Origin of the sequence: Streptomyces sp. HUAS YS2, assembly GCF_033343995.1 — a bacterium.
GTDB classification, from domain to species: domain Bacteria; phylum Actinomycetota; class Actinomycetes; order Streptomycetales; family Streptomycetaceae; genus Streptomyces; species Streptomyces solicathayae.
The window spans coordinates 6,852,760-6,876,286 of record NZ_CP137573.1; the positions used below are offsets into that span (position 1 = coordinate 6,852,760).

Genomic DNA, 23,527 nt, shown 5'->3' on the forward strand with positions numbered 1-23,527 from the left:
CTACGGCGGGCGGCCGGCCGGGGACGAGGAACTTAGCCCTCGGCAGAGCCGCGCGCCTTCACCACGGCCGCGTAGTCGTCGACGTACTCCTGCCCGGACAGCTCGAGGATCTCGTACATGATCTCGTCGGTCACCGCGCGGACCACGGCCTTCTCGTTCTCCATGCCGGCGAACCTGGAGAAGTCCAGTGGCTCACCGAAGCGGATCGTGACCCGCATGATCCGCGGCAGCACCTTGCCCGGCGGCTGGATCTCGAAGGTCCCCACCATCGCGCACGGGATCACCGGCACCCCGGCCGTCAGGGCCATCACCGCGACGCCCACCTTGCCCTTGTACAGCCGTCCGTCGTGCGAGCGGGTGCCCTCCGGGTAGATCCCGAGCAGCTCGCCCTTGGCCAGCACCCCGAGCCCCTCGCGGATCGCCGCCTTCCCGGCCTCCTTGCCGGAGCGGTCCACCGGGATCTGGCCGGCGCTGCGGAAGAACGCGGCCGTCAGCCGGCCCTTGAGTCCCGGCCCGGTGAAGTACTCCTGCTTCGCCAGGAACGTGATCCGCCGCTTGAGCACCACCGGCATCAGGAAGTGGTCCGAGAACGACAGATGGTTGCCCGCGATGATCGCGGCCCCCTCGTCCGGAATGTGCTCCAGGCCCTCGATCCGCGGCCTGAACAACAGCCGCAGAAACGGTCCGATCAGGACGTACTTCAGCAGGCGGTAGAACACCGGCGACCCCCGTTCACGGTCCCGGACCTCGTCGTCCGGAACATCCGACACAGAGTGTCCAACCAAGAGCGCGCGTGGTCCACTGGAGGAGGAGCAAACCATGGCAGGCGCGCGCGGACCCCGGCGTCCCGGCGCGATCCCCATCGCGGTCCTCTGCGCGATGACGGTCGCCGGGTTGTACGGCTGCTCCTCGAAGGACGAGGAACCGCCCCCGGCCCCCAGCCCCACCACCCCGCCCGCCGTCAGCCCCCCGGCCGCGACCGGCCGCTCCCCGTTCACCGGACTCCCGGCCGAGCCCGCACCCGTCCTCGCGGTCAAGATCGACAACGTGCAGGCGGCCCGCCCGGCCACCGGGCTCGGCACGGCCGACCTCGTCTACGTCGAGCAGGTCGAGGGGGGCGTGACCCGGCTGCTCGCCGTGTACTCCGACCACCTGCCCGACCGCGTCGGCCCGGTCCGCAGCGCCCGTGAGTCCGACATCGCGCTGCTGCGGCCCTTCGGCCGCCCGGCACTCGCCTACTCCGGCGCCCAGTCCGCCCTGAACCCGCTGCTGCGGGCCGCTCCGCTCCACCTGGTGTCCGAGGGCAGCGACCCCGCCGCGTTCCTGCGCTCCGGCAGCCGACCCGCCCCGCACAACCTCTACGTGCTGCCCGCGCGGGCCCTCGCCGCCGCCCCGGACGCCACCGACGCCAGGGACATCGGGTTCAGGTTCGGCTCCGCCCCGGCCGACGGCACCCCGGTCAACTCCACGAGCGTGCGCTTCCCCGCCGCCCGCTACACCTTCACCTGGTCCGCCCCCGACGAGGCCTGGCGGGTGGCCATGGACGGCCGGACGGCCACCAGCACCGACACCGGCCCGCTCACCCCGGAGACGGTCGTGATCCAGTACGTGACCGTCCGCCCCTCCGCCTTCCACGACCGCTTCGGCTCGGTCTCCCCGTACACCGAGACCGTGGGCAGCGGGAAAGCGCTGGTGCTGCGCGACGGCCGGAGCCACGAGGCCCGCTGGAACCGCGCGAGCGCCGGCTCCCGCGTCGCCTACACCACCCCCGACGGGACCCCGCTGAACTTCGCCCGGGGCCAGGTCTGGGTGGTCCTGGCGCCGCGCTAGGAGAAGGCCGCGCCGGGACGGCGCCGCCCCGACCGGGAGCTACGACGACCGGGAGCTACGACGAGGGCCGCCCGCGGTGCGGGCGTGGCACCGTCGGCGGGACGCTGTCCGCCGCCGCCATGCCGATGGTGACCAGGCCGAGAACCACCCAGCCGAACCAGAGCAGCCCGTTGCTGCCGAGCGCCACCGTGTACGCCGTCGTCAGCACCAGGGCCACGACGGTGATCACACCCATCGACTTCGTGGGACCGGACATGGCTGTCCTCCTCCGACCGGGGCCGTCCCCGTCATGGTCCCTCCGGAGGAGGTGGCTGCGCCACAGTTGGGCGCGGATCACCTTCCGCGGGTCTGGAGCGAGGCGAGGTACGCGTTGTACGCCTCCAGCTCCTTGTCGCCGTCCCGGTCCGCGGCCCGGTCCTTGCGAACCGCCTGGCGCCGCTCGGAGTGGTACCACTGGTAGACCAGCGCGATCAGGACCAGCACCGAGGGGATCTCGCTGAACGCCCAGGCGATGCCGCCCGCCGCGGTCTGGTCGGCGAGCGCGTCGATGCCCAGCGAGGCCGGCGGGTCCTGGTACGCCTTGATCATCGGCTCGCTCGCCATCATCAGCGCGATGCCGAAGAACGCGTGGAACGGCATGCCGGCGAACAGCTCCAGCATCCGCATCACATAGCCCGGCCGGTGCGGTCCCGGGTCGACGCCCATGATCGGCCAGAAGAAGATCAGGCCCACCATCAGGAAGTGCACCATCATCGCGATGTGCCCGGGCTTCGACTCCATCAGGAAGTCGAAGAGCGGCGAGAAGTAGAGCGCGTAGAGGCTCGCGATGAACATCGGGATCGTGAAGACCGGGTGCGTGATCACCCGCATGTACCGGCTGTGCAGCAGCTTCAGCAGCAGCTCGCGCGGTCCGGTCGAGCCCCGGCCCGCCACCGGCAGCGCGCGCAGCGCCAGCGTCACCGGGGCGCCGAGCAGCAGCAGGATCGGCGACAGCATGCTGATCACCATGTGCTGCACCATGTGCACGCTGAACATGACCATGCCGTAGTCGTTCAGCTTGGTGCACATCACCAGCGCGATGGACAGGACGCCGATCACGAAGGAGACGGTGCGGCCGGCAGACCAGTCGTCCCCCCGCCCGCGCAGCCGCAGCACGCCCCAGCCGTACAGACCGAGCGCCGCGAGGCAGCCGAACAGGAAGAACAGGTCGGGCGAGAACTCCAGGCCCCGCGCCAGCGTGAACGGCGGCAGATCCATGGTCATGCCGTGCCCGCTGTGATCCATCTGCGTACTCCTGGAGCCCGATTCGCGCTTGTTGTCCGCACCAGACTAGAACCGCCCCCGGTCGCGGCTGCGACCGGGGGCGGTTCGACGCGTCGTCGACGGGCTCAGAGCACGCACTCGGCCTCGTCGTAGCGGGCCGCCGGGACCGTCTTCAGCGTCTCGGTGGCCTCGTTCAGCGGGACCATCGTGATGTCGGTGCCGCGCAGCGCGGTCATCATGCCGAACTCGCCGCGGTGCGCCGCCTCCACCGCGTGCCAGCCGAAGCGGGTGGCGAGGACGCGGTCGTACGCGGTCGGCGTGCCGCCGCGCTGGACGTGACCGAGGATCACCGGACGGGCCTCCTTGCCGAGGCGCTCCTCCAGCTCGACGGCGAGCCGGTTGCCGATGCCGATGAAGCGCTCGTGGCCGTACATGTCCTTGCCGCCCTCTTCCAGCTCCATCGAGCCGGGCCGCGGCTTGGCGCCCTCGGCGACCACGACGATCGCGAACCGCTTGCCGGCGTTGAACCGCTCGCCGACGATCGTCGTGAGCTCGTCGATGTCGAAGGGGCGCTCCGGCACGATGATCGCGTGCGCGCCTGCGGCCATGCCCGAGTGCAGGGCGATCCAGCCGGTGTGCCGGCCCATCACCTCGACGACCATGACCCGCTGGTGCGACTCGGCGGTGGTCTTCAGCCGGTCCAGGGCCTCGGTGGCCACGCCGACCGCGGTGTCGAAGCCGAAGGTGACGTCGGTCGACGCGATGTCGTTGTCGATGGTCTTCGGCACGCCGACGATCGGCAGCCCCGCGTTGGAGAGCAGCGTCGCCGCCTTCAGGGTGCCCTCGCCGCCGATCGGGATGATCGCGTCGAGGCCGAGCTCGGCGACATGGCCCTTGGCGCGCTCGACGCCGTCGACCAGGTGCGCGGGCTGGACGCGGGACGAGCCCAGCATCGTGCCGCCACGGGCGAGGATGCCCGCCACGGAGTCCAGGTCGAGCTTGCGGTAGTCGGCCTCCAGGAGGCCCTTCCAGCCGTCGTGGAAGCCGATGACCTCGTCGCCGTGGTCGACGACGGCGCGGTGCACGACGGAGCGGATGACGGCGTTCAGACCGGGGCAGTCGCCGCCGGAGGTGAGCACACCAATACGCATAGCCCGGAAAACCTTTGCAACGTGGGCCGACTCCGGACCACGTCGTCCGGTTGGATCCCCGCCACCCTATCGGTGCAGGGTGGCGGGGCCGTATCGGATGTCCACAGTTTGGACACCGTATTTACTTACGAATCCAATGGGCGTATGGGCGCTCAGACGTGCAGTCCGTCAGGCGGACGGCGAGGCGGCCGCGATCCGCTCGGCGCGCAGCGCCTCGTACCAGCGGTCGTCGGTCGGCGGCAGGGCGTTGACGTCGAGGGCCAGCTTCAGGAGCAGGTCCGCGATCTGCGGGTTGCGCGCCATGACGGGGCCGTGCATGTACGTGCCGAAGACGGTGTCGTTGTACGCGCCCTCGGTGCCGTCCCCGGTGCCGTTGCCGTTGCCGTACACGGTGCGGGCGAAGGGGCGGGCGGTCGGGCCGAGGTGGGTGACGCCCTGGTGGTTCTCGAAGCCGGTGAGCTGGGGCAGGCCCAGCTGCGGGTCGATGTCGCCGAGCACGTCGCCGACGCAGCGGGCGCCCTCGCCGCGGACCGTGGTCACGTCGAGCAGGCCGAGGCCGGGCTGGCGCTCGCCGACATCGTTGATGAACTCGTGGCCCAGGATCTGGTAGCCGGCGCAGACCGAGAAGATGATCGCGCCGTTGGCCGCGGCGCGGTTCAGACCGCCGTCGCGGTGCAGCCGCTCGGCCGCGAGCCGCTGCGGCCGGTCCTCGCCGCCGCCGATCAGGTAGATGTCGCCGGAGGTCGGGATCGGCTGGTCGCTGCGGACGTCGACGCGCTCGACGCTGAGGCCGCGCTGCCGGGCGCGGCGCTCGACGACGAGGACGTTGCCCTGGTCGCCGTAGGTGCTGAGCAGGTCCGGGTAGACCCAGACCAGACGCAGGCTGCTGTCAGTCATGCTGCAAGTCCTTTTGCGAGGTCGTGTCGGGGTCAGTTGCCGACGCGGCGGCGGACGTCCTGGAAGGCGGTGTAGTTGGCGATCAGCTCGATCTGTCCGGGCGGGGCCACCGTGACGGCCTCGTCGAGCGTCTCGCACACACGGAAGTCCACGCCCGCGACCTCCAGGCGGACCGCGAGGTCGAGCCTGCGGTCGCCGATGACCATGATCGGGTGGCCGGCCAGCCGGCCGTAGTCGACGTCCCACAGCCAGGAGGTGTCCGTGCCGTCGGCGCCGCGCGCGTTGACGGAGAGGATCACCGGGGCCGGCGGGCCGTCGATGAGGGAAAACGTTTCGAGCCAGCCCGCCGGGTTCTTCGCGAGCAGCAGCCGCAGCTCGCGGTTCTGGAAGGTGACGACGTCGTAGCGGCCGGCCACCGCCTGCACCTGGTACATGCGCTCCAGGGCGACCTGCGGCGGCACCCCGAACACCGCGGCGACCGCGGCGGAGGTGGCGGCGTTGGCCTTGTTGGCGCGGCCGGGCAACTGGAGGTGGATCGGCCAGGCCGAGCCGTGCGGGTCGAGCACGTGGTCGCCGTTGAGCGCCCAGCTCGGCGCGGGGCGGCGGAAGCCGCACTCGCCGCAGAACCAGTCGTCGCCCGGGCGCTGCATGACACCGCCGCAGGACGGGCACGACCAGGCGTCGTCCTTCCACTCCTGGCCGGCCGCGACCCAGACCACGTTCGGGGAGGACGAGGCGGCCCACACGATCAGCGGGTCGTCGGCGTTGGCGATGACGACGGCCTTGGTGCCGTTGAGGCCCTCGCGCCACTTCTCGGCGAGCATCCGGGTCTCGGCGGCGCGGTCGAGCTGGTCGCGGGAGAGGTTGAGCAGCGCGATCGCCTTGGGCGTGGTGTCCCGGGCGACGCCCGCGAGGTACTTCTCGTCGACCTCGATCACGCCGTACTTGGCGTCCGAGCCGCCGGCCAGCGCCGAGGTGATGCCCGCGGGCATGTTGGCGCCCAGCGCGTTGGACACCACCGGGCCGCTGGCCCGCAGCGCCTCGGCGATCAGTCGCGTCGTCGTGGTCTTGCCGTTGGTCGCGGACACCAGGATCACGTCCAGATGCTGCGCGAGCCGTCCCAGCAGGTCGGGATCGAGCTTCAGCGCCACCCGGCCGCCGATCACCGAGCCGCTGCCACGTCCCGCCGCCCGCGACACCGCGGCGGCGGCCTTGCCCGCCGTCACGGCCAGCTTGGCACGCGGCGACAGCGGCTCTGGATTACCGGGGTGTCCTGACATCGTCCTTGTTCCTCCTTGCGTCGGTCCGGGCTCAGCCTATCGAGATCCGGCCAGCCGCCCGAACCGCGGCACCACGGGAAGGGCGAGGTCAGGCCGGAACGTACCCTTACCGCCATGCGAAACCGCCCGATCCCCGGCAGTTCCGGCCTCGTCCGCGGCATGACGCTGCTCGGCGACCCCGTGCTGCACACCCCCTGCGAGCCCGTCACCGACTTCGGCCCGGAACTGGCGAAGCTCGTCGAGGACATGTTCGCCACCATGTACGCCGCCCAGGGCGTCGGCCTGGCGGCGAACCAGGTGGGCACCGGGCTCCGGGTCTTCGTCTACGACTGCCCGGACGACGAGGACGTGCGTCACCTGGGCCACGTGGTCAACCCGCGGCTGGTCGAGGCCGACGGCGACGAGATACGCGGCCCGGAGGGCTGCCTGTCCCTGCCCGGCCTGGAGGCGCCGACCCCGCGCTTCGACCGCGCGGTCGTCGAGGGCGTCCGGGTCGACGGCACCCCGGTACGGGTCGAGGGCACGGGCTTCTTCGCCCGCTGCCTCCAGCACGAGTGCGACCACCTGGAGGGGCGCGTGTACGCGGACCACGTGACCGGCTGGCGCAGGTCCCGGCTGCTGCGGTCCATCAGGCGGCAGCCGTGGGGGAGCGGCGTGGCGGCGCTGGAGGCCTGACGGCCCCCGAGCCCGGCCGAGGGCCCGACGGCCCACGGCCTCGCGCCCGGTGGTCCCGGCCTCAGAAGCCCGGGCCGCCCGCGCGGTCGCCGGCCTCGGCCAGCCGGCCCCACAGCAGCTCCGCCAGGCTGGTCACCAACTCCTGGCGCGAGCACGGGCGTTCGCCCAGCCACCAGTCGCCGGCAGCGTGCATCATGCCGACGATGCCGTGACCCCAGATCCGGGCCATGGCGTCGCCGCCGGGGCCGAGGTCGATGCGCTCGGCGATGACCTGGCCCAGCTCCTCGCCCATCCGCCGCAGCAGCGGCGCGGAGTGGCGGCCCACGTCGAAGCCCTGCTCCGGCTGCTGCGACTCCTCGGCGGGGTGCATCAGGAACCGGTACACCTGCGGCATCGCCTCGATCGAGGCGAGGTACGTGTCGAGAGTCGCCTCCACCCGCCGGCGCCGGTCGGCGGGGGCGTCGAGCGCCGCGCGCAGCGCAGACAGCAGTCCGTCGGTGTGCCGGGTGGCCAGCGCGCGGTACAGGCCGCTCTTGTCGCCGAAGTGCCGGTAGAGGATCGGCTTGGTGATCCCGGCCTCCGCGGCGATGGCGTTCATCGAGGCCTTCGGGCCGTCCCTGAGCACCACACGGTCCGCCGCCTCCAGCAGTTCGCGGCGGCGCTGGTCGGCCGACTTCTGCTGGTCGGCCCGGTGTGCAGTGTCCATAGCGTGTCTCCCCGCCCGTGCGAATTCCGTGAGGCCCGGGCAACGTAACACCCGCTCGGCCTCCGATGCGGGCCGGGCCGTGACGGGAGGCCGGGACGGGACGGCGGTTGACAGCACCTACTTGCCGGTAACAGACTGCGGTTACCGCAAGTAACGTAGTGCCGGGAGGGAACATGGCCGAGTTCACGCTCGATCTCAACGACGACCAGAAGCAGGTCCGTGACTGGCTGCACGGATTCGCCGCGGACGTGATGCGCCCCGCCGCCGCCGAGTGGGACGAGCGTGAGGAGACCCCCTGGCCCATCATCCAGGAGGCGGCCAAGCTCGGCATCTACTCCCTGGACTTCTACGCCCAGCAGTTCTTCGACCCGACCGGCCTCGGCATCCCGATGGCGATGGAGGAGCTCTTCTGGGGCGACGCGGGCATCGCGCTCTCCATCGTAGGCACCGGCCTCGCTGCCGTCGGCGTCCTCGCCAACGGCACCGAGGAGCAGATCGGCACCTGGATCCCGCAGATGTACGGCGACGTCAACGACGTCAAGGTCGCCGCCTTCTGCTCCTCCGAGCCGGACGCGGGCTCCGACGTCGCCTCGATGCGCACCCGCGCCGTCTACGACGAGGCCAAGGACGAGTGGGTCCTCAACGGCACCAAGACCTGGGCGACCAACGGCGGCATCGCCAACGTCCACGTCGTCGTCGCCTGCGTCGACGCGGAACTCGGCTCCAAGGGCCACGCCTCCTTCATCGTGCCGCCGAACACCCCCGGCCTGTCCCAGGGTCAGAAGTTCCAGAAGCACGGCATCCGCGCCTCGCACACCGCCGAGGTCGTCCTGGAGGACGTGCGCATCCCCGGCAGCTGCCTGCTCGGCGGCAAGGAGAAGCTCGACGAGCGCCTCGCCCGGGCCCGCGAGAAGGCGAAGGCGGGCGGCGGCGAGCGGGTGAAGAACGCCGCCATGGCCACCTTCGAGGCCTCCCGCCCGGCCGTCGGCGCCATGGCCGTCGGCACCGCCCGCGCCGCGTACGAGGTCGCCCTCGACTACGCGAAGACCCGCGAGCAGTTCGGCCGCCCGATCATCGACAACCAGGGCATCGCCTTCCAGCTCGCCGACATGCGCACCCAGATCGACGCCGCCCGGCTCCTCGTCTGGCGTGCCTCCTGGATGGCGACCACCGGCAAGCCGTTCACGTCGGCCGAGGGCTCGATGTCCAAGCTCTTCGCGAGCGAGGTCGCCAAGAAGGTGACCGCGCAGGCCATCCAGATCCTCGGCGGCAACGGCTTCACCCGCGAGTACCCCGTGGAGCGGATGCACCGCGACGCCGCGATCTACACCATCTTCGAGGGCACCAGCGAGATCCAGCGCCTGGTGATCGCCCGCACCCTCTCCGGGATGCAGATCCGCTGACCCGGTCGGGGAGCGCCGGTCCCGTCTCCGTGGGGGAGGCGGGACCGGCGCTTCTGCGTACCCTGAGGGCCGGTGCTGCCGCGCGCCCCGGGTCCGGCCAACGGGCCGAATCCGGACGGGTGTTCACCCCGCGACCCCCGCCGCCGGGCGCTGCGGCAGAATCGGTCGCGAAGACGATCAAGGGGGCATGGATCCATGGCAACCACCCGCACCGAGATTCCCGGGCCGGCCGGACTGCCGCTGCTCGGCTCGATGTTCGACCTGAAGGACGACACGCTCGGCACCTTCCTGCGGTCGCAGCGCGAGCACGGCGACGTCGTGCGCATCACCGCGGGCCCGCCCGGCATCCGCGCCACGGTGTACTGCGTCTTCTCCGCCGAGGGCGCCCAGCAGGTGCTGGCCGGCGAGGCGGCGAACTTCCGCAAGGAGAACAACTTCTACGAGGAGATCAGGGAGTCCTTCGGCAACGGTCTGCTGACCGCCCAGGACGAGGACTACCTGCGGCAGCGCCGGCTCGTCCAGCCGCTGTTCACCAGGAAGCGCGTCGACGGCTACGCCGAGGCGGTCGCCGCCGAGGTCGCCAGGGTCCTCACCGGCTGGCAGGACGCCGACGACGCCACCGTGGACGTGCTCGACGAGATGACCGAACTCGCCCTGCGTGCCGTGGCCCGCATCCTGTTCGGAACCGACGTCGACGCGGCCGTCGAGATCGTCGAGCGCTGCTTCCCGGTCATCAACGACTACGTGCAACGCCGCGGCTACTCGCCGCTCAGCACCCCCCGCGAATGGCCCACCCCCGGCAACCGCAAGGCCGCCGCCGCGCACCGCGAGCTCTACGCCGTCTGCGACCGGATCATCGCCGAGCGCCGCGCGTCCGGCCGGACCGGCGCCCAGGACCTGCTCAGCCTCCTCGCCGAGGCGGAGAGCGCCGAGGACCGCAGTTTCGACGCCGACGAGCTGCGCGAACAGGTGCTGATCTTCCTGCTCGCCGGACACGAGACGACGGCCACCTCCCTCGGTTTCGCCCTCCACCTGCTGGCCCTCCACCCGGAGCAGCGCAAGCGAGCCCACGAGGAGGTCGACCGCGTCCTCGCCGGCCGTACGCCCACCGCCGCCGACCTGGACGCCCTGCCGTACCTCACCCAGGTCCTCAAGGAGGCCATGCGCCTCTTCCCCGCCGCCCCCGCCATCGGCCGCCGTGCCGTCGCCGCCACCGAGATCGGCGGGCACACCATCCCGGCCGGCGCCGACGTCATCGTCGCCCCCTGGGTCACCCACCGGCACCCGGACTACTGGCCCGACGCGGACCGGTTCGACCCCGACCGGTTCACCCCCGAGGCCGAGGCGGAACGGCCCCGCTACGCCTGGTTCCCGTTCGGCGGCGGGCCGCGCGCCTGCATCGGCCAGCACTTCTCGATGCTGGAGTCCGTGATCGCGCTCGCGATGGTCCTGCAGGCGTACGACTTCGAGGCCATCGACACCGAGGTCCCGCTCTCCACCGGCATCACGCTCCAGGCGCTGGGCACGGCCCGCGTCCGGCTGCACGCCCGCACCGCCTAGCGAGGCCGCCCCGGCCCCCGCAACGGGGGCCGGGGCGGCTCGGCTCACCGGGTCGCGACGACCACGGTCGCGTACAGCTCCTCGGACGTGACCGTCCGCGGCGTCAGTCCGGCCGCGGCGAGCGTCCCGACCACCCGGTCGCACTGCCGCTCGCTGGTCTCCGTCAGCAGCCGCCCGCCGGGCGCCAGCCAGCCGGCCGCCTCCGCGGCCACCCGGCGCAGCACGTCGAGGCCGTCCGCGCCGCCGTCCAGCGCCACCAGCGGCTCGTGCTCGCGCGCCTCCGGTGGGAGCAGGCCGACATCTCCGGACGGCACGTACGGCACGTTCGCGACCAGCACGTCGACCCGCCCGCGCAGCGTGCCGGGCAGCGGGGCGAACAGGTCGCCCTCGTACACCCGCCCGCCGAGGGACTCGACGTTCCGCCGGGCGCACCGCACGGCGGCCGGCTCGATGTCCGAGGCGTGCACCTCGGCGTCCGGGAACCGGGACAGCAGCACCGCCGCGGCCGCGCCGGACCCGCAGCACAGGTCGACGCACACAGCGTCCGCCCCGGACAGGCCGACGGCCTGCTCGACGAGGAACTCGGTACGCCGCCGGGGCACGAACACCCCGGGGTCGACGGCGATCCGCAGACCCGCGAACGCGGCCCAGCCCACGACCTGTTCGAGCGGAAGACCGGCGGCGCGCCGTTCGGTCATCGCGTCGAGTTCGGCGGCGTCACGCGCGGTGGAGAAGAGGATCTCCGCCTCGTCCTCCGCGAACACGCAGCCTGCGGCGCGGAGTCGGGAGACGGTGGCGGAGCGGAGAGGAACAGAGAGGTCGAACGACATGGAAGAACCTTTCGGGAAGCCGAGTGGCGCTCCCGCGGTCACCGTCGTCCGGTCGACCACACGATCGTCGAGGGGGAGCACCCTGCCTGCATGGCGTGAATGGGTCTCACCTCCTCGGTCGCGTGCTGCCTGAGCCGCACACATTACATGATCGACAGCGTGTGGCCGACCGCCCCGAGCGGCTTCGTTCAGCCGGCCAGCTGCGCCTCGATGGCCGCGAGGACCTCGGGGGCGTCCGGCTCGGTGCGCGGACGGAAACGGGTGACCTCGCCGTCCCGGCCGATCAGGAACTTCTCGAAGTTCCACTGGATGTCGCCGGCCTCGCCCTCGGCGTCCGTGACCCGGGTCAGCTCCTGGTAGAGCGGGTGCCGGTCCGCGCCGTTCACGTCGGTCTTCTCCAGCAGCGGGAAGGTGACGCCGTAGGTCGCCGAGCAGAAGGTCTGGATCTCGTCGGCGCTGCCCGGCTCCTGCCCGGCGAACTGGTTGCAGGGCACGCCGAGCACGGTGAAGCCCTTCTCCCCGTACTCCTTCTGCAGCCGCTCCAGGCCGGCGTACTGCGGGGTCAGCCCGCACTTGGAGGCGACGTTCACGACGAGCACGGCCCGGTCGCGGAAGTCCGCCAGGGAGATCGGGTCGCCGGAGAGGGTCTTCAGCGGAATGTCGTACAGGCTCATGGACAGCTCCTCGTCGGAATGAGGTTTGATCTCAACATGGGAGAAGAACCGCTGGCAATCGACATCGATTCCGCACCGGGCGAAGACGGCCCGCGTCGCGTGTGGTGCCGCCTCTGCGGCCGCCCCCTGACTGGCGCGGAGTCCCGCCGCACCGGCCTCGGCCCGTCCTGCGACGCCAAGCTCCACCCGCCGGGCCCGGACATCCGGACTCGGCGGCACGAGGTCGAGCAGGACACCCTGCCCGGGGTCTAGGGCTCGCGGACCGCCCGGGATCTAGAGCTTCCGGAACAGGCCCTCCTGGACCACCGACACCAGCAGCCGGCCCTCGCGGTCGTAGATGCGGCCCCGGGCGAGGCCGCGGCCGCCCGTGGCGATCGGGGACTCCTGGTCGTAGAGGAACCACTCGTCGGCGCGGAACGGGCGGTGGAACCACATCGCGTGGTCCAGTGACGCCATGTCGAAGCCACGCGGCCCCCACAGCGGCTCCACCGGGATGCGCACCGCGTCGAGCAGCGTCATGTCGGACGCGTACGTCAGCGCGCAGGTGTGGATCAGCGGGTCGTCGCCCAGCGGGCCCACCGCCCGCATCCACACCGCACTGCGCGGGTCCGCGTCCCGGACCTCCTCCTTCGTCCAGCGCAGCCGGTCCACGTAGCGGATGTCGAAGGCCATCCGCCGGGCCATCCGGTCCAGCGACTCCGGCAGCGCGCCGAGGTGGTCGCGGATCTCGTCCGCGAGCCGCGGCAGGCTCTCCGGGTCGGTCAGGTGTCGCGGCGGCAGCTGGTGCTCGAAGGCCGACTCCTCCGGCCGGTGGAAGGAGGCCGTCAGGTTGAAGATCGTCCGGCCGTCCTGGACCGCCGTGACCCGGCGGGTGGTGAACGACCGGCCGTCCCGTACCCGCTCCACCTGGTACACGATCGGCAGGCCGGGACGGCCCGGCCGCAGGAAGTACGCGTGCAACGAGTGCACCGGCCGGTCGCCCTCGGTGGTGCGGCCGGCCGCGACCAGGGCCTGGCCGGCGACCTGCCCGCCGAAGACCCGCTGCAACGACTCCTGCGGACTGCGGCCGCGGAAGATGTTCACCTCGATCCGCTCCAGATCGAGCAGGTCGACGAGTCTCTCGGCTGGGTTGGTCACCTTCGTCCTCCTCCGGTGCTACAGCTGTCCGACCGACGTCACACGGACGACCGCCCGGCCCTCCTCGTCGGAGGCCGCGAGATCGACCTCCGCACTGATGCCCCAGTCATGGTCGCCGTTCGGGTCGGCGAACGTCTGCCGGACGCGCCACAGACCGTGCGCCGGGTCCTCCTCGATGGACAGCAGCTTCGGGCCGCGCGCGTCCGGGCCGGTGCCCAGGTCGTCGTACTCGTCCCAGTACGCGTCCATCGCCTCGCCCCACGCGTCCGCGTCCCAGCCGGACTCGCCGTCCAGCTCGCCCAGCGCGTCCACATTGTCCAGCGCCGCCAGCTCCACCCGGCGGAACATCGCGTTGCGCACCAGCACCCGGAACGCGCGGGCGTTCGCCGTGACCGGCTTGACCTGGTCGGCCTTCTCCTGCGCCTCCTCGGCGGTCTCGACCTCCGGGTTCGCCAGCTGCTCCCACTCGTCGAGCAGCGAGGAGTCCACCTGGCGGACCATCTCGCCCAGCCACTCGATGAGGTCCTCGAGGTCCTCGGTCTTCAGGTCGTCCGGGATCGTGTGGTCCAACGCCTTGTACGCGCTCGCGAGATAGCGCAGCACGATGCCCTCGGTCCGTGCCAGCTCGTACCAGGACGTGAACTCCGTGAAGGACAGCGCCCGTTCGTACATGTCACGGATGACGGACTTCGGCGAGACCGGATGGTCGCCGACCCACGGGTGCGACTTCCGGTAGACGTTGTACGCGTGCCACAGCAGTTCCTCGAGCGGCTTCGGGTACGAGATGTCCTGGAGCCGCTCCATCCGCTCCTCGTACTCGACGCCGTCCGCCTTCATCTGCCCGACGGCCTCGCCGCGCGCCTTGTTCTGCATGGCGGCCAGGATCTGGCGCGGGTCGTCCAGGGTCGACTCGACGACCGACACCATGTCCAGCGCGTACGACGGGGACTCCGGGTCCAGCAGGTCGAACGCCGCCAGCGCGAACGTCGACAGCGGCTGGTTCAGCGCGAAGTCCTGCTGCAGATCGACGGTGAGCCGGATCGTGCGGCCCTCCGCGTCCGGGGTGTCCAGCTGCTCCACCACGCCGCCGTCGAGCAGCGAGCGGTAGATCGCGATCGCCCGGCGGATGTGCCGCAGCTGGTTCTTCCGCGGCTCGTGGTTGTCCTCCAGGAGCTTGCGCATCGCCTCGAAGGCGTTGCCCGGCCGGGCGATCACCGAGAGCAGCATGATGTTCGTGACCTTGAAACGGGAGGTCAGCGGCTCCGGCTCGGAGCCGATCAGCTTCTCGAAGGTGGTGTCGCTCCAGGCGACGAAGCCCTCCGGGGCCTTCTTGCGGACCACCTTGCGGCGCTTCTTCGGGTCGTCGCCGGCCTTCGCCAGCGCCTTCTCGTTCTCGATGACGTGCTCGGGCGCCTGCGCCACGACGTAACCGGCCGTGTCGAAACCGGCCCGGCCGGCCCGGCCCGCGATCTGGTGGAACTCCCGGGCCCGCAGCGTGCGCACCCGGCTGCCGTCGTACTTCGTCAGCGCCGTGAACAGCACCGTGCGGATCGGCACGTTCACGCCCACGCCGAGGGTGTCCGTCCCGCAGATCACCTTCAGCAGACCCGCCTGGGCCAGCTTCTCGACGAGCCGGCGGTACTTCGGCAGCATGCCCGCGTGGTGCACGCCGATGCCGTGGCGTACGTACCGCGAGAGGTTCTGGCCGAACTTGGTGGTGAACCGGAAGTTGCCGATCAGCTCGGCGATCTTGTCCTTCTCCTCGCGCGAGCACATGTTGATGCTCATCAGCGACTGCGCCCGCTCCACGGCCTGCGCCTGCGTGAAGTGGACGATGTAGACCGGCGCCTGCTTGGTCTCCAGGAGCTCGGTCAGGGTCTCCGTGATGGGCGTGAGCTCGTACTGGTACGACAGGGGCACCGGCCGCGTCGCCGAGCGGACCACGGCGGTCGGACGGCCGGTGCGGCGGGTCAGGTCCTTCTCGAACATCGACACGTCGCCGAGCGTCGCCGACATCAGGACGAACTGCGCCTGCGGCAGTTCGAGGATCGGGATCTGCCACGCCCAGCCGCGGTCCGCCTCCGCGTAGAAGTGGAACTCGTCCATGACGACCTGGCCGATGTCGGCGTCCTTGCCGTCCCGCAGCGCGATCGAGGCCAGCACCTCCGCCGTGCAGCAGATCACCGGGGCGTCGGCGTTCACGGACGCGTCGCCGGTCAGCATGCCGACGTTCTCGGTGCCGAAGATCTTGCACAGGTCGAAGAACTTCTCCGACACCAGCGCCTTGATCGGCGCGGTGTAGAAGGTGACCTGGTCGTTCGCCAGCGCCGCGAAGTGCGCACCCGCCGCGACCAGCGACTTTCCGGAGCCGGTCGGGGTCGAAAGGATCACGTTCGCCCCGGAGACCACCTCGATCAGCGCCTCCTCCTGGGCCGGGTAGAGCGTGATGCCCCGGCCCTCCGCCCATGAGGAGAAGGCCTCGAAGAGGGCGTCGGGGTCGGCGGTCGCAGGGAGCTGATCGATAAGGGTCACGACCCCATCTTGCCTGGATTCCGTCCGGATGAGGGAACCGGCCACCGGGCCGAAGATCACGGACGGTACGCTGTCCCGCCGACCGGTCGTCAACTGAGCGCCGGCGCAGGATGAATGGGGCGGGAACGACCATGATGGGACCGGCGCACTCGCTGTCCGGAGCGGCGGCCTGGCTGGGCGTCGGGGCGGCCTCGGCCGGCTTCGGGCATCCCATGCCGTGGCCGGTGGTCGTCGTCGGCGCGCTCATCTGCGCGGGCGCCGCGCTCGCCCCCGACCTCGACCACAAGTCGGCGACCATCTCGCGCGCCTTCGGGCCCGTCTCGCGCGGTCTGTGCGAGATCGTCGACAAGCTGTCGTACGCGGTCTACAAGTCGACCCGCTCCACCGCCGACCCGCGCAGGTCCGGCGGGCACCGCACACTCACCCACACCTGGCTGTGGGCGGTCCTGATCGGCGCCGGAGCCTCCGTGGCGGCGGTCACCGGCGGCCGGTGGGCCGTCCTCGCCATCCTCTTCGTGCACCTCGTGCTCGCCGTCGAGGGTCTGCTGTGGCGGGCCGCCCGGATGTCCAGCGACGTCCTGGTCTGGCTGCTCGGCGCGACCAGCGCGTGGATCCTCGCGGGCGTCCTGGACAAGCCCGGCAGCGGCTCGAACTGGCTCTTCGAGGCGCCCGGGCAGGAGTACCTGTGGCTCGGGCTGCCGATCGTGCTCGGCGCGCTGGTGCACGACATCGGCGACGCGCTGACCGTCTCCGGCTGCCCGATCCTGTGGCCGATCCCGGTCGGCCGCAAGCGCTGGTACCCGGTCGGTCCGCCGAAGGCGATGCGCTTCCGGGCCGGCAGCTGGGTCGAGCTGAAGGTGCTCATGCCCGTGTTCATGCTGCTCGGCGGCGTGGGCGGGGCGTCCGCGCTGGGCTACCTGTAGGGGAGTACGGGCATGGGGCTTCTCGACCTGTTCCGCGGCGGCGCGGGCTCCCGCAGCCCGCGGATCCTGGAGCAGCGGATCCGCGCCGCCCACGCGCTGACGGGCCAGGGGCGGCACGCGGAAGCCGAGGAGGGGCTGCGGGCGGTGATCCGCGACGCCCGGCACCTGCTCGGGGCGACGCACCCGGTGATGGTCTCGGCGCGGCTCGCCCTCGTCGCGACGCTGCACGCGGCCGGCCGCTTCACGGAGGCGGAGGACGAGGCCCGCGCGGTCGCCGCCACGCGCACCCACCTGCCGGACGACGCGCTGCGGGTGCACGTCCTGGGGCTCGCGGAGATGGTGCGGAGCCTGCGGGGCGGGCACGAAGAGGCGGTCACGGTCTACGCCGGGCTGCTGCCCGAGATGACGCGGATCAACGGGCCCGAGCACCTGTGGACCCTCCAGCTGCGGACCAACCGCGCCTCGGCGCTCGCCCAGCTCGGCCGGTACGAGGAGGCCGAAGCGGAGGCCCTCGCGGTCGCTGCCTGCGCCGACCGGCTCCGTGCGCCCGAGGCCACCATGCCGTGGCTCGCGGCGAGCACCGTGCTCGTGTACGCGCTGAACGGCTCCGGCCGCCACGCGGACGCCGAGTCCGTGGCCCGTGGGGCCCTTGCCCAGGCCGTCAGGGCAGCCTCCGCACCCGGTGTCACCCGTACGCTGCCGGTCCTCGGCGCCGCCCTCGCCCGCGCGCTCTCCGGGCAGGGCAGGCACGAGGAGGCCCTGGCCGAGGTGGCCACGGCCCGTCTGTACGACACGGGCGCCCACGCCGCCGACACGGGCCTGACCGGAGTGGCGGCGGCCCGCGCCCTCCACGGGCTGGGCCGCGAGGCGGAGGCCCGGGCCGAGGCCGAGCAGGCCCTGGAATCCTGCACGGCGCTGTTCGGCCCGGACCACCCGCGCACGGTGGAGGCGCGGGAGCTGCTGGAGGCCGCGGGAACCCGGTGAGGGGCCGAGCAGGGCCGGTTGCGCAGTCCGGTCATCGCGTCCCTCGGAGTCCATGAAGGCTGCCGGGGCCGGCCGCCCCTGACGACGCCGACGGCCCGCACCCTCCCGGGGTGCGGGCCGTCGCCGCAAGGCCGTGCGCCGCGCCCGGCAGGGCACCCGCGCGGCCCGTGCGTCACGCGTGCCAGGACCTCCACAGCGCCGCGTACGCGCCGTCCGCGGCCACCAGTTCGTCGTGGCTGCCCAGTTCGCCGATGCGGCCGTCCTCGACGACCGCGATGACGTCCGCGTCGTGCGCCGTGTGGAGGCGGTGCGCGATGGCGATCACCGTGCGGCCGTCGAGCACCCGCGCGAGCGAACGCTCCAGGTGGCGGGCGGCCCGCGGGTCGAGGAGCGAGGTCGCCTCGTCCAGGACCAGGGTGTGCGGGTCCGCCAGGACCAGACGGGCCAGCGCGATCTGCTGGGCCTGTGCCGGGCTCAGGGTCTGGCCCCCCGAGCCGACCTCCGTGTCCAGGCCCTCGTCGAGCGCCCGCGCCCAGCCGTCCGCGTCCACCGCGCCGAGCGCCGCCCACAGATCGGCGTCCGCCGCCTCCGTCTTCGCGAGCAGCAGGTTGTCCCGCAGCGACCCGACGAATACGTGGTGCTCCTGGTTGACCAGAGCGACGTGCTCCCGCACCCGCTCCGCGGGCATCCGCGCCAGCTCCGCCGCGCCCAGCGTGACCGTGCCGGTGCGCGGCGCGTAGATGCCCGCGAGCAGCCGGCCCAGCGTGGACTTGCCCGCACCGGACGGGCCGACCAGGGCCAGCCGGGTCCCCGGAGCGACGTTCATCGACACCTGGTGCAGCACGTCGACGCCCTCGCGGTAGCCGAAGCGGACGTCGTCCGCCCGGACCGCGCGCCCCTCGGGACGTACCCCCGCGTCGCCCCCGTCCGGCTCGATGTCGCGCACGCCGACCAGCCGGGCCAGCGACACCTGGGCCACCTGGAGCTCGTCGTACCAGCGCAGCACGATCCCGATCGGGTCCACCAGCATCTGCGCGAGCAGCGCGCCCGTCGTCAGCTGGCCGACGTCCATCCAGCCCTTCAGTACGAACGCCCCGCCGATCATCAGCACCGAGCCGAGCACCAGCGTGTGCGTCAGATTGACCACCGGGAACAGCACGGTCCGCAGGTAGAGCGTGTACCGCTCCCACGCCGTCCACTCGCGGATCCGCTGGTCCGACAGGCCGATCCGGCCGCCGCCGAGCCGGTGCGCCTCGATCGTCCGGCCCGCGTCGACCGTCTCGGCGAGGGCCGCGGCGACCGCCGCGTACCCGGCCGACTCGGAGCGGTAGGCCGACCCGGCCCGCTTGAAGTACCAGCGGCAGCCGGTGATCAGCAGCGGCGCGGCGATCACGACGGCGAGGGCCAGCGGCGGCGCGGTCAGCGTCAGACCGCCGATCAGCAGCCCGGCCCACACCACGCCGATCGCCAGCTGCGGCACCGCCTCCCGCATCGCGTTGGCGAGCCGGTCGATGTCCGTGGTGATCCGGGACAGCAGGTCGCCGGTGCCGGCCCGTTCCAGGACGCCCGGCGGCAGGCCGACCGACCGGACGAGGAAGTCCTCGCGCAGGTCGGCCAGCATCTCCTCGCCGAGCATCGCGCCGCGCAGCCGTACGAGGCGGACGAACAGGGCCTGGACCGCCAGCGCGACCGCGAACAGGGCGATCGTGTAAGGGAGGTGGAGCTCGCGTGTCCCTTCGGACAGCCGCTCGACCACCCCGCCGAGCAGGTACGGCCCCACCATGGAGGCCACGACGGCCACCGCGTTCACGGTGACCAGCAGGACGAACGCCCTGCGGTGCCGGCGCAACAGCTCCCCCACGTACGCGCGGACCGTCGCCGCCGTGCCGACGGGCAGCGTGGTCGCCGACGTCGGTGCCGCCGGGTCGTACTCCGGCGGCGCGATGCCGATCATGCCGACTCCCCTTCCACTTCCGCGAGTTCCAATTCATCGAGTTCGCCCGGTGCGGCCGGCTCCGCCGGGCCCTCGGCCGCCGCCCGTGCCGCGATCTCCTCGTCGGTCTCCCGGGTGACGACGGCCCGGTAGCGCGGCTCGGTGCCAAGGAGCTCGCGGTGCGTGCCGACCGCCACCGCCTGCCCCTCGTGCACCAGGACCACCCGGTCCGCGACGTCGAGCAGCAGCGGCGAGGAGGCCAGCACGACGGTCGTGCGGCCGGCGCGCAGCCGGGCCACGCCGGCCGCGATCCGCGACTCGGTGTGCGAGTCGACTGCCGAGGTCGGTTCGTCGAGCACCAGCACCTCCGGGTCGGTGACGAGCGAGCGGGCCAGCGCCAGACGCTGGCGCTGACCGCCGGAGAGCGAGCGCCCGCGCTCGGTGATCCGGGTCCGCATCGGGTCGCCGTCGGTGTCCACCGACGCCTGGGCCAGCGCGTCGAGGACGTCCCCGCACTGCGCCGCGTCCAGAGCCGCGCGCGGGGCGACCGTCCCGGACGACGGAACGTCGAGCAACTGCCGCAGCGTCCCCGACAGCAGCACCGGGTCCTTGTCCTGGACGAGGACGGCGGTGCGCGCCGCGTCCAGCGGCAGTTCGTCGAGGGGTACGCCGCCGAGCAGCACCGAGGTGTGCGTGTCGTCCGGCTCCGCGGGATGGCCGCCGAGCCGGTCGGCGAGCCGCCCGGCCGCGTCCGGGTCTCCGCACACCACGGCGGTCAACAGACCGGCCGGGGCGAGCACGCCGGTGGCCGGGTCGTACAGGTCCCCGCCGGCGGCCCTGCCGGCGTCGTCGGTGCGCTCCTCGACGGCCGTCGTCGTCCTCGTCAGAGCCAGGACACGGGCGGCGCGCCGGGCCGACGGCTTGGAGAACGAATAGGCTTGAGCGATCTCCTCGAAGTGGCGCAACTGGTGATAGGAGAGCGCCACCACGCCGTACACGGTGACCAGTTCGCCGACGCCGATCCGGCCGTCGAGCGCCAGCCGAGCCCCGTGGACCACGACGGCGAGCAGCAGCAGGCCCGGCAGGAGCACCTGCACGGCCGCGATCAGCGCCCACATCCTGGCGCTGCGCACGGCCGCCCGTCGGACCTCCTGCGAGGCCGCGCGGTACCGGCCGAGGAACAGCTCCTCGCCGCCGATGCCGCGCAGCACGCGCAGCCCGGCCACGGTGTCCGAGGCGAGTTCGGTGGCCTTGCCCGCCTTCTCGCGCTGTTCGTCGGCGCGCTTGGTGGCCCGGGGCAGCAGCGGCAACACGGCCAGGGCGAGCACCGGGACGCCCGCCGCGACCACGACGCCGAGCGCCGGCTGGTAGACCACCAGGCCCACGCAGACCGCGACGAGGGTGAGCGCGGCGGCGGCGAAGCGCGACTGCGCCTCGACGAACCATCCGATCTTCTCCACGTCACCGGTCGAAACGGACACGATTTCTCCCGCCGCGACCCGCCGGGTGAGCACGGAGCCCAGCTCGGCGGTCTTCCGGGACAGCAGCTGTTGGACGCGGGCCGCGGCGGTGATCCAGTTGGTGACGGCGACCCGGTGCATCATCACGTCCCCGACCGCGATGGCGAGGCCGAGCAGGCCGATCAGACCGCCCGCGAGCGCGAGCCGGCCGCCGTCGCCGTCCACGACCGCCTGCACGGCGAAACCGACGCCGAGCGGCAGCCCGGCGATGCCGAGCTGGAGCATCAGGCCCCAGAGCAGTGCCTTGACCTGCCCGCCCAGCTGGTTGCGGCCGAGCCAGAGGAGGAACCTGGTGCCCGAGCGGACATCGGGGACCCCTGGGTCGGCGTACGGTAGTTCGCGAATCTGCATGACGTCCCAGACAGTCGGCGGTGCCCCTCGGCGTTCTTCGACCGATGGCTCAAACCGTGCAAGGTTCGCCTTCCGGGACGCCGGTCGGCAATTGATTTTCTCGCATCGGGGCACAGAACACGCCAAGGTCGCACACGGCCCTCTGGACCGCACCGCCCTTCCCGCGCTTCACTCCCATCACATGAGACGACTGAGGATCACGGGCATGATCAGTGGGTCGCTGCTGGCCGTCGGCACCCTGTTCTCCGCCGCCCCGGTGGCCGCCGCCGACGCACGGCCGGCCGCCGCCGACGAACCGGCCACCGTCACCCCACCGGCCGAATTCGGCAGCGACTGGCACGACCCGGTGACCGCCGCGCCGCCCGTCGCGAAGCCCGACACCCCCTCCTGCACGATCACCCTCGCGCAGGCGCAGTTCCGCGACTTCACGCCGTACAAGGGGAGTTACGACCCGCCCGAGGAGTGCGGCACCCGCTGGAACAAGGTGGTGCTCCGGCTCGACGGCAGTGTGAAGGGCCGTCAGTACGACCGGCTCGGCCACCTCACCGTCGGCGGCGTCGAGATCTTCCGCACCTCCACCCCACAGCCCTCGCCGGACGGCATCGCCTGGTCCGTGGAGAAGGACGTCACCCGCTACCGCGACACCCTCTCCCGCCCGCAGCCCGTCGAGATGCTCATCGGCAACGTCGTCAACGACACGTACACCGGAGTCTTCGACGTCAAGGTCACCCTGACGTTCTACGCCGCCCGGGGGAGCGCGCGGCCCGCGGCCACGCCCGACAAGGTCCTCCCGCTGGAGAACGCGCGCCTGACCACCCCGCGCAACACCGAGCGGATCCTCGCCGAGGTGTACGCCACCGGCTCCGGCGGCGGCTGCGAGGAGTACTGGTACATGACCGCGCCCGCCGCGGCCCCGTACTCCTGCCAGGCCGACGACGGGCCCTACCGCGAGGTGCGGATCTCCGTGGACGGACGGCTCGCCGGCATCGCAGCGCCCTTCCCGACCGTCTGGACCGGCGGCTGGTCCAACCCCTTCCTCTGGTACGTCACCCCCGGGCCGCGTGCCTTCGACATCCAGCCGCTCGTCTACGACCTGACGCCGTTCGCCGCGCTGCTCAACGACGGGCGGGAGCACCGCGTCGACGTCTCCGTGGCCGGTGTCCCGGCCGGGCAGACCGGCTGGAGCACGCCCACCAACCTGCTGCTCTGGCAGGACGAGGGCCGCACCGTCGTGACCGGCGCGCTCGACCGGCACGAGGAGTCCGAACCGAGCAACTCCTCGACATACACGCCGGGTTCGGAACACCGCCTCGACACCGACGGCGGCCACCGGCTCACCGTCGCCGGTCACCTGAACACCTCGCACGGCCGGATCGCCACCACGGTCACCCGCGCCGTCGCCAACACCTCCGTCCACCGCTGGACGGACGGCGAGAACGTCGACGCGCTGACCGCCTCCTGGACCGACGAGGAGTCCGTCACCGTCGGCCGCACCACCACCCGGACGCAGCGGACCTACACGATGGACGGCGAGACCACGCTCGGCGCGGACGCCCGGCTGCGGACCGTCCTGTCGCTCGGCGACCGGGCCGACACCACCGTCGTGCGCGACGGCAGGCGACTCTCCTGGCAGCGGCTGGACGACAGTTACGCGGGTGACGCCACGTACACCACCGGCGTCCCGCGCGACCAGCGGCACGCGGTCGGCACGACCGCCGAGCGCTACCGCGTGTACGGCTCCGCCGGCTGCTACGACCGCAGCCTGAAGACCGCGCAGGGCGTCCTGACGGAGGACCTGCGGCGCTGCTGACGCACGAGGCGAGGGCGGCCCGGTCGCCGGGCGCTCGAAGGGCCCGTCACCGCGCGCTCGAAGGGCCC

Annotated in this window: 21 protein-coding genes; 8 read left to right on the forward strand and 13 right to left on the reverse strand. The window is 72.3% G+C overall.

Features of this window, described 5'->3' with window-relative positions:
- Window positions 1-32: 32 nt before the first annotated feature.
- Window positions 33-719 carry a lysophospholipid acyltransferase family protein gene (locus R2D22_RS31785; RefSeq protein ID WP_318110111.1) on the reverse strand — a complete coding sequence of 229 codons (687 nt, stop codon included), beginning with the start codon at window positions 717-719 and terminating at the stop codon, window positions 33-35.
- A gap of 100 nt (window positions 720-819) precedes the next feature.
- On the opposite strand from R2D22_RS31785, the gene R2D22_RS31790 reads away from it, so the two are divergent.
- Window positions 820-1,830: a DUF3048 domain-containing protein gene (locus R2D22_RS31790; RefSeq protein WP_318108423.1), complete on the forward strand. Its 1,011-nt coding sequence runs from the start codon at window positions 820-822 to the stop codon at window positions 1,828-1,830.
- A gap of 55 nt (window positions 1,831-1,885) precedes the next feature.
- On the opposite strand, the gene R2D22_RS31795 is transcribed toward R2D22_RS31790, so the two are convergent.
- The 5 genes from R2D22_RS31795 to R2D22_RS31815 all read right to left on the reverse strand — a co-directional run bounded on the left by R2D22_RS31795 (window position 1,886) and on the right by R2D22_RS31815 (window position 6,421).
- Window positions 1,886-2,086, reverse strand: a complete 201-nt coding sequence (locus tag R2D22_RS31795; RefSeq protein ID WP_318108424.1) for a hypothetical protein — start codon at window positions 2,084-2,086, stop codon at window positions 1,886-1,888.
- 77 nt (window positions 2,087-2,163) lie between these two features.
- Window positions 2,164-3,114, reverse strand: a complete 951-nt coding sequence (locus tag R2D22_RS31800; protein ID WP_318108425.1) for a cytochrome c oxidase assembly protein — start codon at window positions 3,112-3,114, stop codon at window positions 2,164-2,166.
- A gap of 104 nt (window positions 3,115-3,218) precedes the next feature.
- Complete coding sequence (locus R2D22_RS31805; protein WP_318108427.1) at window positions 3,219-4,244, reverse strand: 6-phosphofructokinase; 1,026 nt, start codon at window positions 4,242-4,244, stop codon at window positions 3,219-3,221.
- Window positions 4,245-4,412: 168 nt separating this feature from the next.
- Complete coding sequence (locus R2D22_RS31810; RefSeq protein ID WP_318108428.1) at window positions 4,413-5,141, reverse strand: type 1 glutamine amidotransferase; 729 nt, start codon at window positions 5,139-5,141, stop codon at window positions 4,413-4,415.
- Between the two features lie 32 nt (window positions 5,142-5,173).
- On the reverse strand, window positions 5,174-6,421 hold the full coding sequence (locus tag R2D22_RS31815) for a Mur ligase family protein (protein ID WP_318108430.1): 1,248 nt from the start codon (window positions 6,419-6,421) through the stop codon (window positions 5,174-5,176).
- 114 nt (window positions 6,422-6,535) lie between these two features.
- Between R2D22_RS31815 and def the strand changes: the two genes are divergently transcribed.
- Window positions 6,536-7,096: a peptide deformylase gene (gene def / locus R2D22_RS31820; protein ID WP_318108431.1), complete on the forward strand. Its 561-nt coding sequence runs from the start codon at window positions 6,536-6,538 to the stop codon at window positions 7,094-7,096.
- A gap of 61 nt (window positions 7,097-7,157) precedes the next feature.
- On the opposite strand, the gene R2D22_RS31825 is transcribed toward def, so the two are convergent.
- Window positions 7,158-7,802, reverse strand: a complete 645-nt coding sequence (locus tag R2D22_RS31825) for a TetR/AcrR family transcriptional regulator (RefSeq protein ID WP_318108432.1) — start codon at window positions 7,800-7,802, stop codon at window positions 7,158-7,160.
- A gap of 173 nt (window positions 7,803-7,975) precedes the next feature.
- On the opposite strand from R2D22_RS31825, the gene R2D22_RS31830 reads away from it, so the two are divergent.
- Window positions 7,976-9,205, forward strand: a complete 1,230-nt coding sequence (locus R2D22_RS31830; RefSeq protein WP_318108433.1) for an acyl-CoA dehydrogenase family protein — start codon at window positions 7,976-7,978, stop codon at window positions 9,203-9,205.
- 195 nt (window positions 9,206-9,400) lie between these two features.
- The gene (locus tag R2D22_RS31835; RefSeq protein ID WP_318108435.1) at window positions 9,401-10,765 is read left to right on the forward strand and encodes a cytochrome P450; all 1,365 of its coding nucleotides are present in this window, start codon (window positions 9,401-9,403) and stop codon (window positions 10,763-10,765) included.
- Window positions 10,766-10,809: 44 nt separating this feature from the next.
- Here R2D22_RS31835 and R2D22_RS31840 read toward each other — a convergent pair whose 3' ends face one another.
- Together R2D22_RS31840 and R2D22_RS31845 are read right to left on the reverse strand one after the other, a co-directional pair.
- Complete coding sequence (locus tag R2D22_RS31840) at window positions 10,810-11,595, reverse strand: putative protein N(5)-glutamine methyltransferase (RefSeq protein ID WP_318108436.1); 786 nt, start codon at window positions 11,593-11,595, stop codon at window positions 10,810-10,812.
- 188 nt (window positions 11,596-11,783) lie between these two features.
- Window positions 11,784-12,269, reverse strand: coding sequence for a glutathione peroxidase (locus R2D22_RS31845; protein WP_318108438.1), 486 nt, complete (start codon window positions 12,267-12,269; stop codon window positions 11,784-11,786).
- Between the two features lie 36 nt (window positions 12,270-12,305).
- Here R2D22_RS31845 and R2D22_RS31850 point away from each other — a divergent pair, with 36 nt between their 5' ends.
- On the forward strand, window positions 12,306-12,521 hold the full coding sequence (locus tag R2D22_RS31850) for a DUF6011 domain-containing protein (RefSeq protein WP_318108440.1): 216 nt from the start codon (window positions 12,306-12,308) through the stop codon (window positions 12,519-12,521).
- Between the two features lie 21 nt (window positions 12,522-12,542).
- Here R2D22_RS31850 and R2D22_RS31855 read toward each other — a convergent pair whose 3' ends face one another.
- Entirely contained in the window at window positions 12,543-13,406 is an 864-nt protein-coding gene (locus tag R2D22_RS31855; protein WP_318108441.1) for an acyl-CoA thioesterase, read from the reverse strand.
- A gap of 18 nt (window positions 13,407-13,424) precedes the next feature.
- Window positions 13,425-15,998 (reverse strand): DEAD/DEAH box helicase, encoded by a 2,574-nt coding sequence (locus R2D22_RS31860; RefSeq protein ID WP_318108443.1) that lies wholly within the window; start codon window positions 15,996-15,998, stop codon window positions 13,425-13,427.
- Between the two features lie 71 nt (window positions 15,999-16,069).
- Between R2D22_RS31860 and R2D22_RS31865 the strand changes: the two genes are divergently transcribed.
- Both R2D22_RS31865 and R2D22_RS31870 read left to right on the forward strand, forming a co-directional pair.
- Complete coding sequence (locus tag R2D22_RS31865) at window positions 16,070-16,861, forward strand: metal-dependent hydrolase (RefSeq protein ID WP_318108444.1); 792 nt, start codon at window positions 16,070-16,072, stop codon at window positions 16,859-16,861.
- A 12-nt stretch (window positions 16,862-16,873) separates the two neighbouring features.
- The gene (locus R2D22_RS31870; RefSeq protein WP_318108445.1) at window positions 16,874-17,845 is read left to right on the forward strand and encodes a tetratricopeptide repeat protein; all 972 of its coding nucleotides are present in this window, start codon (window positions 16,874-16,876) and stop codon (window positions 17,843-17,845) included.
- Window positions 17,846-18,017: 172 nt separating this feature from the next.
- Here the strand turns inward: R2D22_RS31870 and R2D22_RS31875 are convergent, their stop codons facing one another.
- Together R2D22_RS31875 and R2D22_RS31880 are read right to left on the reverse strand one after the other, a co-directional pair.
- Window positions 18,018-19,799, reverse strand: coding sequence for an ABC transporter ATP-binding protein (locus R2D22_RS31875; protein WP_318108446.1), 1,782 nt, complete (start codon window positions 19,797-19,799; stop codon window positions 18,018-18,020).
- Entirely contained in the window at window positions 19,796-21,649 is a 1,854-nt protein-coding gene (locus R2D22_RS31880) for an ABC transporter transmembrane domain-containing protein (RefSeq protein WP_318108447.1), read from the reverse strand. The genes R2D22_RS31875 and R2D22_RS31880 overlap by 4 nt, the downstream gene beginning before the upstream one ends.
- Window positions 21,650-21,830: 181 nt before the next feature.
- On the opposite strand from R2D22_RS31880, the gene R2D22_RS31885 reads away from it, so the two are divergent.
- Window positions 21,831-23,459 (forward strand): peptide-N4-asparagine amidase, encoded by a 1,629-nt coding sequence (locus R2D22_RS31885; protein WP_318108449.1) that lies wholly within the window; start codon window positions 21,831-21,833, stop codon window positions 23,457-23,459.
- Window positions 23,460-23,527: the final 68 nt, after the last annotated feature.

What these genes read in the sequence shown, in the direction of transcription:
- R2D22_RS31875 (WP_318108446.1), bottom strand. Translation starts at nt 19,799, where the DNA reads ATGATCGGCATCGCGCCGCCGGAGTACGACCCGGCGGCACCGACGTCG.
- R2D22_RS31805 (WP_318108427.1), bottom strand. Translation starts at nt 4,244, where the DNA reads ATGCGTATTGGTGTGCTCACCTCCGGCGGCGACTGCCCCGGTCTGAAC.
- R2D22_RS31795 (WP_318108424.1), bottom strand. Translation starts at nt 2,086, where the DNA reads ATGTCCGGTCCCACGAAGTCGATGGGTGTGATCACCGTCGTGGCCCTG.
- R2D22_RS31800 (WP_318108425.1), bottom strand. Translation starts at nt 3,114, where the DNA reads ATGGATCACAGCGGGCACGGCATGACCATGGATCTGCCGCCGTTCACG.
- R2D22_RS31880 (WP_318108447.1), bottom strand. Translation starts at nt 21,649, where the DNA reads ATGCAGATTCGCGAACTACCGTACGCCGACCCAGGGGTCCCCGATGTC.
- def (WP_318108431.1), top strand. Translation starts at nt 6,536, where the DNA reads ATGCGAAACCGCCCGATCCCCGGCAGTTCCGGCCTCGTCCGCGGCATG.
- R2D22_RS31850 (WP_318108440.1), top strand. Translation starts at nt 12,306, where the DNA reads ATGGGAGAAGAACCGCTGGCAATCGACATCGATTCCGCACCGGGCGAA.
- R2D22_RS31865 (WP_318108444.1), top strand. Translation starts at nt 16,070, where the DNA reads ATGATGGGACCGGCGCACTCGCTGTCCGGAGCGGCGGCCTGGCTGGGC.
- R2D22_RS31835 (WP_318108435.1), top strand. Translation starts at nt 9,401, where the DNA reads ATGGCAACCACCCGCACCGAGATTCCCGGGCCGGCCGGACTGCCGCTG.
- R2D22_RS31870 (WP_318108445.1), top strand. Translation starts at nt 16,874, where the DNA reads ATGGGGCTTCTCGACCTGTTCCGCGGCGGCGCGGGCTCCCGCAGCCCG.
- R2D22_RS31825 (WP_318108432.1), bottom strand. Translation starts at nt 7,802, where the DNA reads ATGGACACTGCACACCGGGCCGACCAGCAGAAGTCGGCCGACCAGCGC.
- R2D22_RS31845 (WP_318108438.1), bottom strand. Translation starts at nt 12,269, where the DNA reads ATGAGCCTGTACGACATTCCGCTGAAGACCCTCTCCGGCGACCCGATC.
- R2D22_RS31815 (WP_318108430.1), bottom strand. Translation starts at nt 6,421, where the DNA reads ATGTCAGGACACCCCGGTAATCCAGAGCCGCTGTCGCCGCGTGCCAAG.
- R2D22_RS31885 (WP_318108449.1), top strand. Translation starts at nt 21,831, where the DNA reads ATGAGACGACTGAGGATCACGGGCATGATCAGTGGGTCGCTGCTGGCC.
- R2D22_RS31840 (WP_318108436.1), bottom strand. Translation starts at nt 11,595, where the DNA reads ATGTCGTTCGACCTCTCTGTTCCTCTCCGCTCCGCCACCGTCTCCCGA.
- R2D22_RS31810 (WP_318108428.1), bottom strand. Translation starts at nt 5,141, where the DNA reads ATGACTGACAGCAGCCTGCGTCTGGTCTGGGTCTACCCGGACCTGCTC.
- R2D22_RS31830 (WP_318108433.1), top strand. Translation starts at nt 7,976, where the DNA reads ATGGCCGAGTTCACGCTCGATCTCAACGACGACCAGAAGCAGGTCCGT.
- R2D22_RS31790 (WP_318108423.1), top strand. Translation starts at nt 820, where the DNA reads ATGGCAGGCGCGCGCGGACCCCGGCGTCCCGGCGCGATCCCCATCGCG.